The following is a 13,722-nucleotide window of genomic DNA, read 5'->3' on the forward strand; positions in this document are numbered from 1 at the left end:
ATGTATTATTTTACTATCTCTATCTATTAATTGGAAATATTTCGAGTTCATTAACAAAAATAGCAAAAAGCCACACGCTAAAGCTGTGCAGCCTTTTGTGACTTTTAGGTTTTCACTGGATTCGACTTTTTCCTACTTCACATCATCTCTTAAGCTGCATAAGTTCAGCCAATACATCATCAGAGGTTGTCAGTGTTCTTGCGTTTGATTGAAACCCCCGTTGAGAGATAATCATCTCGGTCATCTCATCCGATAAATCTACATTAGACATTTCTAATGTACCTGATCTCAATTTGCTATCATCATTTGGATCATATTGCTCATCACCAGAACTTGCAGTTTTACGATATAGGTTTCCACCGATCTTGTCCAGTCCTGCTGGATTATTGAAGGTTGCTAGAACAATAGGTCCTGCTTCTCTTAATGTACCTTCATCACCGACAATCGTATAATAAACCGTTCCATCTTTCCCAATTGATTGAATATTAACATTTGGGCGTTCCTCTCCAGAAGTAGCATCCCAATCAGATGGCTTTGGAATTATAATAGATTCTAGAAGAATCGTGTTATTAAATGGTGGCAATATTTCACCTGTTTGATTATTTCTAGCTAATCCTTTAATCGGAACACCATCTTGATTCACAAGTACACCATCAGCTCCAATATAGAAGTTACCTGCTCTTGTAAATGTTCTTGTATCATCCGCTCCTTTTTGAACTATAAAATACCCTTCCCCTTGGATAGATACATCTAGTGTTCTTCCCGTGGTTTCAAGACTGTTTGGAGCATGTTTAGTATGAATTGCACCTACAGATACACCTAATCCAACTTGTTTAGAATTCTTGTTTAATGAAGCAGTTTCCAGTGTTTGGCTCATCATATCTTTAAAAGTAACCTGATCTTTCTTATAAGATACAGTGTTTACATTGGCAACATTATTACTTATAACATCAAGTTTTGTTTGAAAGGCTTTTAAACCAGAAACACCAGAATACATTGACCTTAACACGTCTCTTCCCCCTCTGCTTTTTCTCGTAATGTGTCAAAAGGAACAAATACTTCTTTTGCTACCTTTGCAATGATCATATTTCCACTAGCATTAAACGAACCATTAATCACACCACCAGCAATTGGGACAAGTTTAATTAAGTTAACAGCACCTTTTGATCCGAACTTTGTTACAAGTCTAAAACCAACTTTTTGATTAATCTTCACTAGTAGTTGTCTAGGGACTTTGTGTATTGTAGTTACAACCAATTTTCCTCCTATAGTTAAACTCAATTTTTCGATTAGTTCTATTCCACTTTTTCCAATTAAACAAATGTATACAAATGTTTTCACTTTATCGTCTTGCAAGTCGTATCCTCTTAAATAAGCAATACACGCAATCATACGAATTTGATTATATAAATTAGTTACCATATCTGTTGGGACAGCAACAGGCAGAGTCATTACACCACCCACACCAGTTAAAAACCCAGTTGCACCGACTTTTGCGGTCTGCCAACGTATTAAAGCGCTTACTGCATCTTCTCTAGATCGATGCTTTTTCAAATAATCTTCCGCTAACTGCTTTGCAGAAAGTGAGGTTGAAAAACCATTCAATGATTTCTCAAAACACCAGTCAAGTAGCTGCACCATTTTGTGTTGAGTTAATTCTTTCCCCATAGAATTTACACCTTTCTATATCTAAATCATTTTCTTTAGCATTTCCCCATCAACTCTAAAATGAGAAGGAACCTGAAATTTTTCCGATAATACATCAATCTTCATCTCCTTCTGTATGAGAAAAACATTTGGTAAACGCTCTTTTGTTATTTTTTCTTTCAAAAATCCTGTAAGATAGAAAGAGTTTTGGTGTAATAGAATATCTACTGGTGCAAAGACTATCTTTCCCTTTTCTGAGCTTAATAATTGTATCCATTTTTTCTTTTCAATTGCCTCAGTCAACAATTTTAAGGTGTTCAATACTGACGTTGCATCTTTTTCAGTATCACATTCATGCAAGTACCTTGAAAAAAATTGAGTTGTTTGTTGATCTTGGATAGGGATTGAGAAGAGAATCTTTTCTAATAATTTTCTTGATTCATTTGATGTTAAGCTGCTACTGTCTAACACAATTTTAAAGAGAGCCATCATTTCACCTTTATGTAATTGCATACTCTCGTTTATTGATAGAGTATAGCCTCCTAAACGCCGATCATAGATGAGTTCTAATTGATAATGAAACCTTTCAATATAATATTTCAGATCAGCAACGTCTCTTTGTATCGTCTTGAGCGTCACTTGAAAACGATCTGATTCAACTTGCTTTTTAATCACTTCTTTGTTTAAAAGTTTTTCATACAAGAACAGCATCCGATTAGTTTTGTTTCTTTCAAATTTCAACACATACACCTTTTCTGCAATTATGTTGGTTGTTTTTTACTATAACCAAATACATGGACACAACATGTCCATTCCAAAAAATCATTAGACTGTTTAAAATTCCCCCATTCCCCCTATGATTCTGAAACATACCTTCAAACATCACTTCCTCTCACAAATGACAGATATCAAAACAAATAGAAAAAGGAGTAGCAAAATCATCCTCATTGGATGACTCCGCTACTCCTTTTTCGTTATGAAAATATTTTAAGACTCGATGATTCAACGTTATTTGAATACTTTCAATTTCCCTTTTATCAGATATTGTGATTTGATCAATCATCAACCTCATTAACTGTTTCATTTGTTCGTTGGTCAATTGTTTTTTTAATCTCGTATGAAACTCTTTCATTATGGCTGATACAACATTATAATCTATTGGTTTCGTGTGACTTTCACCTAACTTCTCTGTAATGAGGCGCATTCTTTCCTCTAGCTTTTCTTGATCAGAATTGATGTTTTTCAATCGATTTTGCAAATCTAATTTAGTAATTGTCCCGTCCTCGTAAATCCCAATTACTTTTTGTTTCTTTGATTGCAGGTTTGATAGATCAATTTTCAACTGTCTATATTGTTTCTCTAATTCAGGCATTTCATTCTTTTCACTATTATTGAGTTTAGAAAGAATAGCATTAATAACCTTCTCATTATTCGCCACTTTAGAAATCTGATTCAAAACATATTTGTCTGCATAATCAGCACGCACTCCATTTGATTGACATACAGTAGACCCTTTATTCTTCCACGCACCACAAACATAATATTCTAATATTCTTTTTGTTCCATCTTTTCTCTTATTGGTTGTTCTTCCTATAACCATTCCTGACCCGCAAACAGGACATTTCATAATGCCCGTTAAAGGGAATTTGCCATTATGGATTCGATTTGGTTTTCCCGATTTACTTTTCATAATAGATTTTGTCTTTTCCCATGTTTCTTCGGTAATGATTGGCTGATGTTTGCCTTTCTCTATGACTGGATGAGGATTAATATTATTGCGTCTCTTTTCTTCCCAATCTCTTCTTACATTAAAACGAATCATGCCTACATATAATGGATTTGTTAAAATTGTTTTTATCGCTGATATTGAAAATGATTTATTCTTTTTAGTTGTGAAACCTTTTTTATTCAAATGATTAGCAATAGATTTATAGCCATGACCTGTGTTATACATGTGAAATATTTCTCTTACTATTGACGCTTCTTCCTCATTAATGACCAATTTAGATTGTTTTCTTTTACGGTTATCATCAAAATGACCAACCACATCGTAGCCAAGAACCTGTCCACCGTTCCATGATCCTTCTCTTGCTCTTGCAATCATTCCCATCTTTACGTTCTCTGCTATGTTCGCTCTTTCAAACTCGGCTATAATCGCCATCATTTGGAATTGCATAACACCAGATGGCGTTTCGGTTTCATGACGCTCTGTTAAAGAACGAAATGAAATATGCTTCTTCTTTAACAAATCAACGATAGTTAACAAATCTAACGTTTTCCTTGAAAATCGATTCATTTTCCAAACAAGAACCATATCAAAGGCATGTTCATTTGCATCTCTAAGTAATTGCTGTAATGCAGGTCTGCCTTTTATTGATTTGCCACTTATACCTCTATCATCATAAATTTTGAATACCTCATATCCTTCACGATCACACATTTCTTTCAAAACTCTAATCTGTTCTTCAATGCTATACCCTTCCTCAGCTTGTTCTGTTGTTGATACTCTCACATATAACGCAGCCTTTTTCCGTTCTAATGTCGTATTTAGATCCATTATTGGTCTTGTCGAATTATTCATCTTCCTTCCTCACTTTTCGTTGATTCTTTGTCAATATCACTAATCGCTTCTCTTACAACATGAGTCATCATTTCTATAACAATATCAAAATCTTTATTCTTATCTTCGTAAAATAAATCCATTATCCTCATCCTTTTTTATGATATATATTTGAACAATATATTAATTCATTCAGTTAAATAAAAGGGGGAATGGGGGAAAATCCCCCCTGCTGCTTCTCATATAAAATTCTCATATGGCTTTTCTAAAGATAAAATATCCTCAGAAAAAACAATACAGATCGTATAAACACCATTTTTTGATTGATTACTCGCTCCCTTTATATTTTTCCGAATTTTCAGTTTGTTATTTTCGTGATGTAGCACACCTTTTTCTTTTAATGCATGTAGTACCAATTTGTCATTTGGATACCCCAATTGAGTTACAGCTTCTTTAAATACGTTGGACAAAGTGTATACGTATGTTTTACCTTTTTCGTATTCAATTGTGCCCCAAACTTCAGAGACACCTCCACTAGACCCTTTTTGATAATATTTTCTACTATGTTGAATGACATGGTCCATAAACTGTCTATGAAAATTTTCACCAATATTTCGATCTGCACAAGATTTATTCTCTTGATCAATTAGCATACTCTTAATCTGATCACGACATAATTTATATCCAAATCCTTTTTCTAAAAGATCAACAGTTGTTAATATAAGAGACATTTTTCCAGAAATACGGTCAACTAAATGACTAACAGGCATCTCTTTTTTTAATTCTTCTTTATTTCTTTCTAGCAACTCTTCCAATTCCCTAGATGGATAACGATTAAGGAGTCTTGCAAATGCTTCTCCAAAGAATCCATAGTTTTGTTTCACTGCCTTTTTCACATTTTCTGCATGATTGGCATCTTTAAACCAGTTGATCCCATCAAATTCAAACAATCGAACCCGAAGCCCAGCATTTTTTTCTGCTCTATTAATAATGGATTGCTCTCCAGTGGTTATAATCGTTGTACACCACGTGCCACTTTTCTTCATGGTGGAATCTTGATTAAGGCGTGTTCGCTCTTGATTTTGTGAAAATTCATAAATAAGGGAGCTTAATTTCTTGCTTTCCATCTCATTCATCGTTGTTTCATCGAAGACGATTGGCATTCCAAAGTTGCCAGTCAACGAGGAGATGAGAGCATTTTTTGTTCCATTAAAAGAACGGATAAGACCTTGATGATTATTGTTAGGATTACCAAAAGGTGATACTGCAAGCATACTAGCGGTAGTCTTGCCAGTAGATGAGAACCCATGGATGTGACACATGAGCGACCAATCCCATAATGATTCACCTGACTGATTAAGAAATCCTAACAATGAAGCAGAGAGACCTATGCAAAACATTAGCTCGAGAGGAGCATGTCCTAAAACGTACTCTTTTAATAAATCTTCGTACCCTTCAAGAGATCCCTTTGGTTGTAAATTGATTTCACCCGAATACCTTGATTCAATTCCATTATTATCGATAAGTGAATGGCTTTTATAGTTCATAAATCCGTTTATTCGATCCCATCCTAATCCTGTATGGAAATATCTTGGATGAATGCTCTTCTCGTGCTCACTAAGGAATGAAAAGACTTCTTTTGTCTTTTTATCACCAATAATATCCATGCCTTGATTCAAAAATTTCTTTGTGTTTTTTCCATCTAAATCCGATCTTTCAATATCCATTATGATCCAACAATCAATTGACCAAAAACTGATTTTCATTTTTAATTCGCCTGTCTCTAAACAGCGTTCTATGGATTTAATTTTAGCTGCTTTGGAGATATATCTGTATTCCTCCGTTTTTTTATCAAATTTAAATAACTGATTCCCTTGAACACGATAAGGGAATAATTCAATGTCCTCACTGGGTGGTACTAGTATAGCTGGTTCACAACTTTTACGTATCATTAACGTTTCCTCCTAATGTTTGACTGTATAGCTGATTGTATAATCAAACAAAAAAAATGACACGGACGTTTTTTTTATAGGTTTTTGATCAAAAATTGTCCTTGACAGGTAACTATACAGCAAAAAAAGACAACCCTATTATGATTGTCTTTTTATGTCTTGCATTATTCCTGCTGCTTTTTTCATATCTATTTCCATTAATCGAGTTTCTTCTAAACTTTCATAAAATCTTTTTCTCGCCTCATTAAATTCATGTTCATATAACTCAAGCAAGTTTATCTTAGGCTCAATATAATCTATCTTCATATTTAATTCAGTAAAGAGGTCTGTAAACATAGTTGCTTCAAATTCCTTAATTTTGTTTCTAGCTTTAGAAGTGTATTTATTAGAACGTAAATTTTCTTTATGTTCCTTGTTAGTATCTATAAATGCTTTGTGTGTGAACTTTTCTTGTGCATTCCCAATAATTTCATGCACTTGATAAAATAAATCTTGATAATTATCTTCTTCATATTTGTTGAATTTATCTTTTCCAGATAGAGTGCTATCCATTTGCATCTTCAATACTTTCTTGAAAAAGTTGAAGACTCTTTCATTTTCAGGCTTAAAAAATACTTTAATAACCTCAGCATATATCTTAAAATTTTCTTTGTTTATTCGTAATTTTTCCCCTTTTTTTCGTTGTCTCCCCATAAAAAACTCGATCTTAATTATAAACCGTTCAATTTTTTTCCGATCTGCTTCTAAACTTCTTAAATGATTCTCTTTTGAATAATCTTCTTTATATATCTCTTTAGTCAACTCAGTAATACCATAGGCCACCAAAAATTCTCTCTCCTTTAAATATACTGTGACTATAGTAACACAAAAAATCAAAGATCTTATTTTTAATTTAAAGAATGAGATGGTTTGCTTCTTCTTATGCATTAATCACAAACCATCATCTCTAGTTATTTTTTGATTGCTCATAAAATAACAGCTATTTTTTTATCGTATATTCTTCTCCCATCTTTTAAGCAAACTAAATAGAGTGGTTGATTCGTTATTGCCTTGGAAGCAATACCTATCAACCACTCTGATTCTTCTTTATAAATGTATGTGTGAATTAAAACAGGATTCGGAAGTGATTCTAAAACATGACTTGGAAAAAGGGCATTATCAAGTTCGTCATGATACAGCAATACTGTCTCGTTTCCTAAATTGTTCAATTCTATTGTTACTCCAAACCTCTTTTTAAATAAATGAAGTAATTGCTCTATTTCCAATTACTCACACCTTCTCTCTACTATAGGGAACTAACTTCCATTGATTCTTTAATGCTGGATATAGAGGATGAAAACCTCTCCTTCCAGAACTAGATTCTATCTCTAAAACATTTGCTTTGTTATCAAGTAATAAAGCTAAAATCATATCTAGTCTTTTCATCGCTCTCTTATTGATATCGGCACCTTTCCCAATCGCGATAATTACATCATCCGAATTTTGGACTGCTTTTTGTATGCATTTTAAATTGGCATTAATAGCTTCTTTTGTTTCTTTCCCTTTAATTGTAGAGAAAACATTTACAATTTCCACAGCACCATACCCCAAATTGGAGATATTATTCATAACATACATCGTTGTGTTATCTAAGACGATTTCATCCGCTTGTCCGACCCTTTTCATGATGACGAGAGCTCTTTTCTCATCGAGATTCCATTCCTTTCTAATCAAAAACTTGTTTTTCATTTCGTCATCGTAGATGACTTCTGTTTTTACCGTGCTTTTTGTTGTTCTCACTGCTTTTTTACTCCTTTCAGATATAGCCTTTTTCTTTCAATGAAACGAATGTATCGTCACCAACAATAATGTGGTCAAGAACGTCTATACCAATAATTTTTCCTGCTTCACCTAACCTCTTAGTAACCTCTATATCTTCTTTGCTTGGTTCGGCTTCCCCCGATGGATGATTGTGTCCAACAATTATTGATGCAGCATTACTTAGGATCGCTGACTTCATTACCTCTCTAGGATGTACTATGCTAGCGTTTAAGCTTCCAATGTGACAGACATTGATTGATACTGGCTGGTTTTTAGTATCAAGGGAAGCGACAATGAAATACTCACGGTCTTTATCTGCAAGGAGCAACTTCATTAATTGGTACCCATCTTCAGGAGACCTAACTGACCTTTCTTTGTAAAGCAGACTTGATTCCTTTACTAATTTTAATGAAATAATATTAACTCTTTTTGCTGGTTCACACTTATCCTTCTTTCCCTTATCCACATACTCCATTTTATACACCATCCTTATATATTATCGAAAAAATAATATATATTTGAAGCGCTAATTAAATACGCATATTTCACCACCAACAGAATTCATATTTTACCACAGGTATTTTTTACATTTTTCACTTTACAACAGATAAAAACCTATATATAATAACAAATAAAAGAAATGATTATTAATAAATAACCCACATGATTTTTATTTATTTAACCAACACGAAAAAACCAACATTACAAAGGTGGGAGTAAAATGGAATTCAACCCGAATCCTAGAGAACAATTGTTGATTCAGAAGATATTAAAAGTACATTCAGAGGAGTATGCATTAGTTAGACTTACTGGAACAATGCTTCATAAGTCAATTATTGATGCATCAGCCTTAATCAGAGGCATTCTCAAAGAAGGCGGAATAGTTGATTATGCCCATGTTGGACGTGGTCCGGATAGTAAAATTATGAAAGATGTTATTCTGCTTTCATCTGATGCCAAGACAGAACAGGTAAGTTTTTATCGTCCGCACACCAAAAAAGGTGACCCACGATTTTGGGTGTATGGTCTAAAAAAATATGTAAATGAAGGCGACATGATACTGCTGACAGTTTTCAATAATACGCTAGTGGTTATCCCATTAACACAATCAGGATTCCAACAAGATATCATTGAAGATTTCTTTGGCATCGAGGAAAATCTTAAAATAAAAGAAGAACTATTTGAATTAGTTGCAGCCTTAAAAGCAAAGGGACCTGTTATTAGTGAATCTCCATACTCTCGTGCAGCAAAAGATGTAGGAAGAACCTTAGAACGGGAATTAGGGATTCTCCCTAATAGTGATAAGCTAGCTGATTTCAAATCTAAAATTGAGTTAAAGGCAAAAAGAGAGGGTATGAAATCAAAAGATACTTTATTTTCAATGGTGCCAGACTGGTCTATTAGTTCAGTTTCTTCTTCCCCTGAAATGTTATTAACTTATGGTTATCCTTCTAATAAGTACGAAGGGTATGTTGACCTTTTCGTAACAGTAAACCACGAGAAAAATAATCAAGGATTGTACCTTGAATTGGATGAAGAAAATGGTTTTCTTCACCAACACTATATTAATATGGAAACTGGTAAGAAAAGAGTCACATGTTCGTGGAAATTGGATGAAATTAGAAAGAGGTTGTATGCAAAGCATCCTGAAACAGTTTGGTTAATAGCAGAAGAGTTAGTCATAGATGGTAAAATCCATTTTCACTATAAACAAGCCAGTTACACCAAAACACCAGTTTTCAGTTCATTTTTAATGCTTATTTCTCAAGGCAAAGTAACTTATGATTGGCGTGGACGAGTAAGGGAAGACGGAACTGGTTATAAAGACAAAGGTCATTGCTTTAGAGTTTTACCAAAGTACCGGCACTTACTCTTTAATGAAATAGAAACAGTTAAACTATAAAGGGAATGATGTATCAATAACTTTATCTACTGATACATCATTCCCAATTAAATAATTATAGTACAACTTGAGCTTATATCTCTGGGCATGCTCCCAGTAACCTGTAAATATGGCTATGTAAATAATAGGAGTATAAGCATGCCCGCCTTTTCTGAAATCGAAATACAATTCTTATATAATCATCTGTACTTTTATTTACAATTTACAGAATAATTTAACTTAACTTTATTTTTGTGGTTTAATTAAGGTATAACCTATAAGTACTACTGGACATTGTTAAAGGGGGAAAAGTTTTGATAGACTCTTATGTTGACAAAACTTTGGAACATTTCAAAATAAACGAAACAAACAATCTAGAAGATTACTTAAAACGCCTTTATTTTATTTATCCTACCTTACATGTTAATCATGAAGAGTTGGGTGATATTATAAATGAAGCCCAAAAAAGATTTAACACCTCTTTTCATCGTATAAAAGTAATTGGTTCTAAACATCAAGGATTTAGTTTTATGGATAAAAATGGTGATGGGGAAATTAAATACGTTCAAGATGATTCTGATATTGATTTAGCAATTATAGATTCTTACTTGTTTAATAAGCTTTCAACAAATACTCTGATAGAAACTAATAATTTTCAGGATAAAACCAAATTTAAACCTGATAAATTTATGGGCAAAAAAAATGTATTAAATTATTTTAGTTACTATAGAAAAAATTTAATATCTGGTTTTATAAGACCTGACAGTCTTGGATGCTACAGGGACAGGAAATTATTTAAAGATTTTTCAGAAGATATGAAAAGTGAATATGATATTAAAATAAGTGCTGCTGTTTACCTAAACGAAATAAGTTTCATAATGCGTTTAGATAAACAAATACGTCAATTTTATGAGATGAGGGTAATTCAAGATGGACTTAAATGAAAAATTTGAAATTAAATCTGAATCTTTAGGTGAACTGTTTGTCAAAATGAGAAATAAAACTTTAGTTTATGACCCATACTACCAACGTAACTTCGTATGGGATACTGAACATCAAAAGGAATTTATTAGAACTATACTGCTAGGATTACCGTGTCCTATGATATTTGTAGCAGAAGGCGAGATTGATTTAGAAACCCATATTAAATATCTACATATTATTGATGGGCAGCAACGAATGAGAACTGTTGAGAAATTTTTATCAAATAATTTGGAAGTAGATAACAAATTATATAAAGATTTAGAAGAAAGGGAAAAGATAAATTTTTCTAAATATCAAATTGGAACAGTTAGATTAAAATATAATCCTGAACAAGATATAACTGAAATAAGTAAGATTTTTCAAAGGTTAAACATAGGAAACTATGAACTAACGAGCACAGAAAAAACATTATCAAAGTTCTCTGATAATGAATTTGTCTTCTTAGCTAGATTAATCAGTAACGATAAGATTTTAGCTTCTGAAGACGTGGAAGGCTTAAGCGATGATTTAGATGAAGACGAAATTGCTAATGAGAATTCGATTCATTTCAGAGAAAATCCTTTTATTATAAGGGACTTTAAAGATTGGGCTGAAAAAAAAGAGTTCACCAAATTCAAGACCTTTTTCTTAAATGAAGAAATATATTCTATTCAACAAATCAAGAGAAACGTTAACACTAAAGATGTTATTGACCTAATAGGAATTTTAATAAATAAAGAGTTTCATGGAAGAGTATTAGAAGATGAAGAAATTGAAATTCTCACAGATACAGTTTTAAAACAAAAAAATCTAATTTATATAAAATTTGTTAAGGCTATTGATGTATTCAATAATATAGAAATACCTGAAGTATCTGGTTTTCGCAAAAAGAAATACTTTTACCTTAGAAGTAATGCTTTTTCACTTTTTTTAACTTTACTTCTCAATTATGAATATTTGGACCATCTTGATATTGATAAATTTAACGAGAAACTCGAAACTTTTTGTTCAGACTTACCAGATGACTATATTTCAGCAGCTAAAAATAGTACCATGGATAAAAAACAAAGAAAGCTTAGAAATGAATATTTAGATTCTATCATCAAAAATTGTATTTTATAATATTTTAATAAACGATTTGCTTCACCTCTTAAATTGCAAGCAAATCGTTTATTTTATTTATATTAATTGTTTTTTCGCTTCTAGAGCATTTCGTACTGATTGTGCTATAGCAAAAGCCAAAAGTGGTGGAACAGCATTACCTACTTGCGTAAACTGTGGTACCTCATCTTTTCTCTTATCTCCACCAGTTGTTCGTTTTCCTAAGAATTCAAAACTATCATCAAAGGATTGTATTCTTGCCATCTCTCTTACATTCAATATTTTATTCAATGTAGGATGAATAAAGTCATCTGGCAAAGTTACCATTGTCGGTCCAGTCTTTTGAGAATCTAGTCTAGTCCTAGTGTTCTTATTGGTCAAAAGAGCATTCAATATTTCATTCCAGTCAATATTAATAGTCTTAGTGTTTAATGAATCATTTAGGAACAACGTTACCAATTCCTCTTTAGTAAAAATCCTATTAAATTCCTTCTTTGCAACATTAAAAATTGAAGTAAAAGCGTCCTTCTCCATTTTCATTTTACCAATTGGCTTCTTAGCTTCAATTAAAAATAAATTAGAATCTACTTCTATATCCCATAGTTTTATAATCCTTTTATATAAACTTACGATTAAATTCTTCTCCATTTTCATTTTATTATTATTCAATTCTCGTCTCAAAATGTTTAAATTAAATTCTTTATTAATCGTGAATACTGTCTCAATAAGAAGGTTCGGATAATTACGTAAATCTAAAATCAATTCCCCATTATTTTTCTTCTTCAAAAGCCTACTTTTCAGATTAATTACAGACTCACCTTGATGAAACAATGAGAAACGCTCTTGTATCACCGCATTATGTTTGGATTCCTCCACATTAAAGTGTTTTACAAAATTAGGAACTGGCTCTAAACTCTCAAAATGTGGTGTACGTCCATTACTTGATGCAATTGCATAATTCATTTTATTTGTTCTAATACTTACTCCTGCCAATGCTTCTTCAACTGTTATTTTTTCGTTTTCATTAATAGTAGTAGGAATAGGGTATTCTATTGGCGTAACATCTTTTCTATAAGCAAGTACTATTACTCTTAATCTTCGTTGAGGTACTCCAAAATCGGATGCATCTAAAATTTTAGGCTTTAAGACAGTATAACCGAACCCTTCTAGCTCTGTTTGAACAACTGTACTCACTAATTCATCATCTCTATATTTAACATTATTAAAGCTTTTGAAATCTGGATTAACTTGCATACTCATAAATCCAGTAACATTCTCCATCACTATATATTTGGGTTGTATATCTTTAATTACTCTTAGATACTCTCTAAATAACATATTCCTTGGGTCAGACTTGTCCCTTTTTCCTGCTATACTAAATCCTTGGCATGGTGGTCCCCCGAAAATAGCATCAATATCCCCCTTTTTAAAGCTTTGTTTCTTATCTTTAAAATCAGAAAGTTCATTAATTCTTTTTAAAATATATTCTCCTTCTAGTTCTCTTATATCAGCCAACTCAAAATGTGTATTCTTCCCTTGAATTAACCCTAATTGTTTATGCCTATTTTTATACGTTTCCATAACGTGTGCACTTCTATCACTTGAAAAAACGATGTGGAATCCAGCTTGTAGAATTCCTTCACTAAATCCACCAGCTCCACAAAATAAGTCTATTGCATACATGGTTTTTCACCTCTGATATAATGTATCATATTGTCGAAAAAATTTCCAGGATTAAATATTGACTTTTCAATATCAATATTTGTTAAAAATAGAGAATTACTTTTAGGAAGTTTCCATTTCTCATACAAAAATTG

The 13,722-nt window shown here is 32.4% G+C and carries 14 protein-coding genes; 3 read left to right on the forward strand and 11 right to left on the reverse strand.

From position 1 onward, the window contains the following. Positions 1–142: 142 nt before the first annotated feature. The 10 genes from NKR21_RS20595 to radC form a co-directional block, all read right to left on the reverse strand. Positions 143–1,009 carry a flagellar hook-basal body complex protein gene (locus NKR21_RS20595; RefSeq protein WP_144457305.1) on the reverse strand — a complete coding sequence of 289 codons (867 nt, stop codon included), beginning with the start codon at positions 1,007–1,009 and terminating at the stop codon, positions 143–145. Then, positions 1,003–1,668, reverse strand: coding sequence for an EcsC family protein (locus NKR21_RS20600; protein WP_144457307.1), 666 nt, complete (start codon positions 1,666–1,668; stop codon positions 1,003–1,005). The genes NKR21_RS20595 and NKR21_RS20600 overlap by 7 nt, the downstream gene beginning before the upstream one ends. A 21-nt stretch (positions 1,669–1,689) precedes the next feature. After that, the gene (locus NKR21_RS20605) at positions 1,690–2,388 is read right to left on the reverse strand and encodes a helix-turn-helix transcriptional regulator (protein WP_144457309.1); all 699 of its coding nucleotides are present in this window, start codon (positions 2,386–2,388) and stop codon (positions 1,690–1,692) included. A 151-nt stretch (positions 2,389–2,539) separates the two neighbouring features. Next, a complete protein-coding gene (locus tag NKR21_RS20610; RefSeq protein WP_234935773.1) occupies positions 2,540–4,228 on the reverse strand; it encodes a recombinase family protein in 1,689 nt (562 codons plus the stop codon). Next, positions 4,225–4,350 carry a hypothetical protein gene (locus NKR21_RS21235; protein WP_260858189.1) on the reverse strand — a complete coding sequence of 42 codons (126 nt, stop codon included), beginning with the start codon at positions 4,348–4,350 and terminating at the stop codon, positions 4,225–4,227. The genes NKR21_RS20610 and NKR21_RS21235 overlap by 4 nt, the downstream gene beginning before the upstream one ends. Before the next feature lie 96 nt (positions 4,351–4,446). Then, the gene (locus NKR21_RS20615; RefSeq protein WP_144457311.1) at positions 4,447–6,159 is read right to left on the reverse strand and encodes a DUF927 domain-containing protein; all 1,713 of its coding nucleotides are present in this window, start codon (positions 6,157–6,159) and stop codon (positions 4,447–4,449) included. 138 nt (positions 6,160–6,297) lie between these two features. Further along, on the reverse strand, positions 6,298–6,984 hold the full coding sequence (locus NKR21_RS20620; RefSeq protein ID WP_144457313.1) for a hypothetical protein: 687 nt from the start codon (positions 6,982–6,984) through the stop codon (positions 6,298–6,300). A 140-nt stretch (positions 6,985–7,124) separates the two neighbouring features. Next, positions 7,125–7,424: a hypothetical protein gene (locus NKR21_RS20625; RefSeq protein WP_144457315.1), complete on the reverse strand. Its 300-nt coding sequence runs from the start codon at positions 7,422–7,424 to the stop codon at positions 7,125–7,127. A gap of 4 nt (positions 7,425–7,428) precedes the next feature. Then, positions 7,429–7,938 carry a DUF1643 domain-containing protein gene (locus NKR21_RS20630; RefSeq protein WP_144457317.1) on the reverse strand — a complete coding sequence of 170 codons (510 nt, stop codon included), beginning with the start codon at positions 7,936–7,938 and terminating at the stop codon, positions 7,429–7,431. Between the two features lie 16 nt (positions 7,939–7,954). Further along, the gene (radC, locus tag NKR21_RS20635) at positions 7,955–8,434 is read right to left on the reverse strand and encodes a RadC family protein (protein WP_234935774.1); all 480 of its coding nucleotides are present in this window, start codon (positions 8,432–8,434) and stop codon (positions 7,955–7,957) included. Positions 8,435–8,680: 246 nt separating this feature from the next. Here radC and NKR21_RS20640 point away from each other — a divergent pair, with 246 nt between their 5' ends. From NKR21_RS20640 to NKR21_RS20650, 3 genes are all read left to right on the forward strand, one after another. After that, the gene (locus NKR21_RS20640; RefSeq protein ID WP_144457321.1) at positions 8,681–9,862 is read left to right on the forward strand and encodes an MvaI/BcnI family restriction endonuclease; all 1,182 of its coding nucleotides are present in this window, start codon (positions 8,681–8,683) and stop codon (positions 9,860–9,862) included. Positions 9,863–10,155: 293 nt separating this feature from the next. Beyond that, the gene (locus NKR21_RS20645; protein ID WP_144457323.1) at positions 10,156–10,785 is read left to right on the forward strand and encodes a hypothetical protein; all 630 of its coding nucleotides are present in this window, start codon (positions 10,156–10,158) and stop codon (positions 10,783–10,785) included. Continuing rightward, a complete protein-coding gene (locus tag NKR21_RS20650) occupies positions 10,772–11,926 on the forward strand; it encodes a DUF262 domain-containing protein (RefSeq protein WP_144457325.1) in 1,155 nt (384 codons plus the stop codon). Before NKR21_RS20645 ends, NKR21_RS20650 begins: the two co-directional genes overlap by 14 nt. 57 nt (positions 11,927–11,983) lie before the next feature. Here the strand turns inward: NKR21_RS20650 and NKR21_RS20655 are convergent, their stop codons facing one another. Continuing rightward, complete coding sequence (locus NKR21_RS20655) at positions 11,984–13,588, reverse strand: DNA cytosine methyltransferase (protein WP_144457327.1); 1,605 nt, start codon at positions 13,586–13,588, stop codon at positions 11,984–11,986. Positions 13,589–13,722: the final 134 nt, after the last annotated feature.

The sequence above is a fragment of the Bacillus sp. 1735sda2 genome, assembly GCF_024159245.1.
In the GTDB taxonomy this organism is placed as follows: domain Bacteria; phylum Bacillota; class Bacilli; order Bacillales; family Bacillaceae; genus Bacillus; species Bacillus pumilus_O.

Coding starts and splice junctions, on each gene's coding strand:
- NKR21_RS20600 (WP_144457307.1), bottom strand. CDS start 1,668: ATGGGGAAAGAATTAACTCAACACAAAATGGTGCAGCTACTTGACTGG.
- NKR21_RS20610 (WP_234935773.1), bottom strand. CDS start 4,228: ATGAATAATTCGACAAGACCAATAATGGATCTAAATACGACATTAGAA.
- NKR21_RS21235 (WP_260858189.1), bottom strand. CDS start 4,350: ATGGATTTATTTTACGAAGATAAGAATAAAGATTTTGATATTGTTATA.
- NKR21_RS20615 (WP_144457311.1), bottom strand. CDS start 6,159: ATGATACGTAAAAGTTGTGAACCAGCTATACTAGTACCACCCAGTGAG.
- radC (WP_234935774.1), bottom strand. CDS start 8,434: ATGGAGTATGTGGATAAGGGAAAGAAGGATAAGTGTGAACCAGCAAAA.
- NKR21_RS20640 (WP_144457321.1), top strand. CDS start 8,681: ATGGAATTCAACCCGAATCCTAGAGAACAATTGTTGATTCAGAAGATA.
- NKR21_RS20650 (WP_144457325.1), top strand. CDS start 10,772: ATGGACTTAAATGAAAAATTTGAAATTAAATCTGAATCTTTAGGTGAA.
- NKR21_RS20655 (WP_144457327.1), bottom strand. CDS start 13,588: ATGTATGCAATAGACTTATTTTGTGGAGCTGGTGGATTTAGTGAAGGA.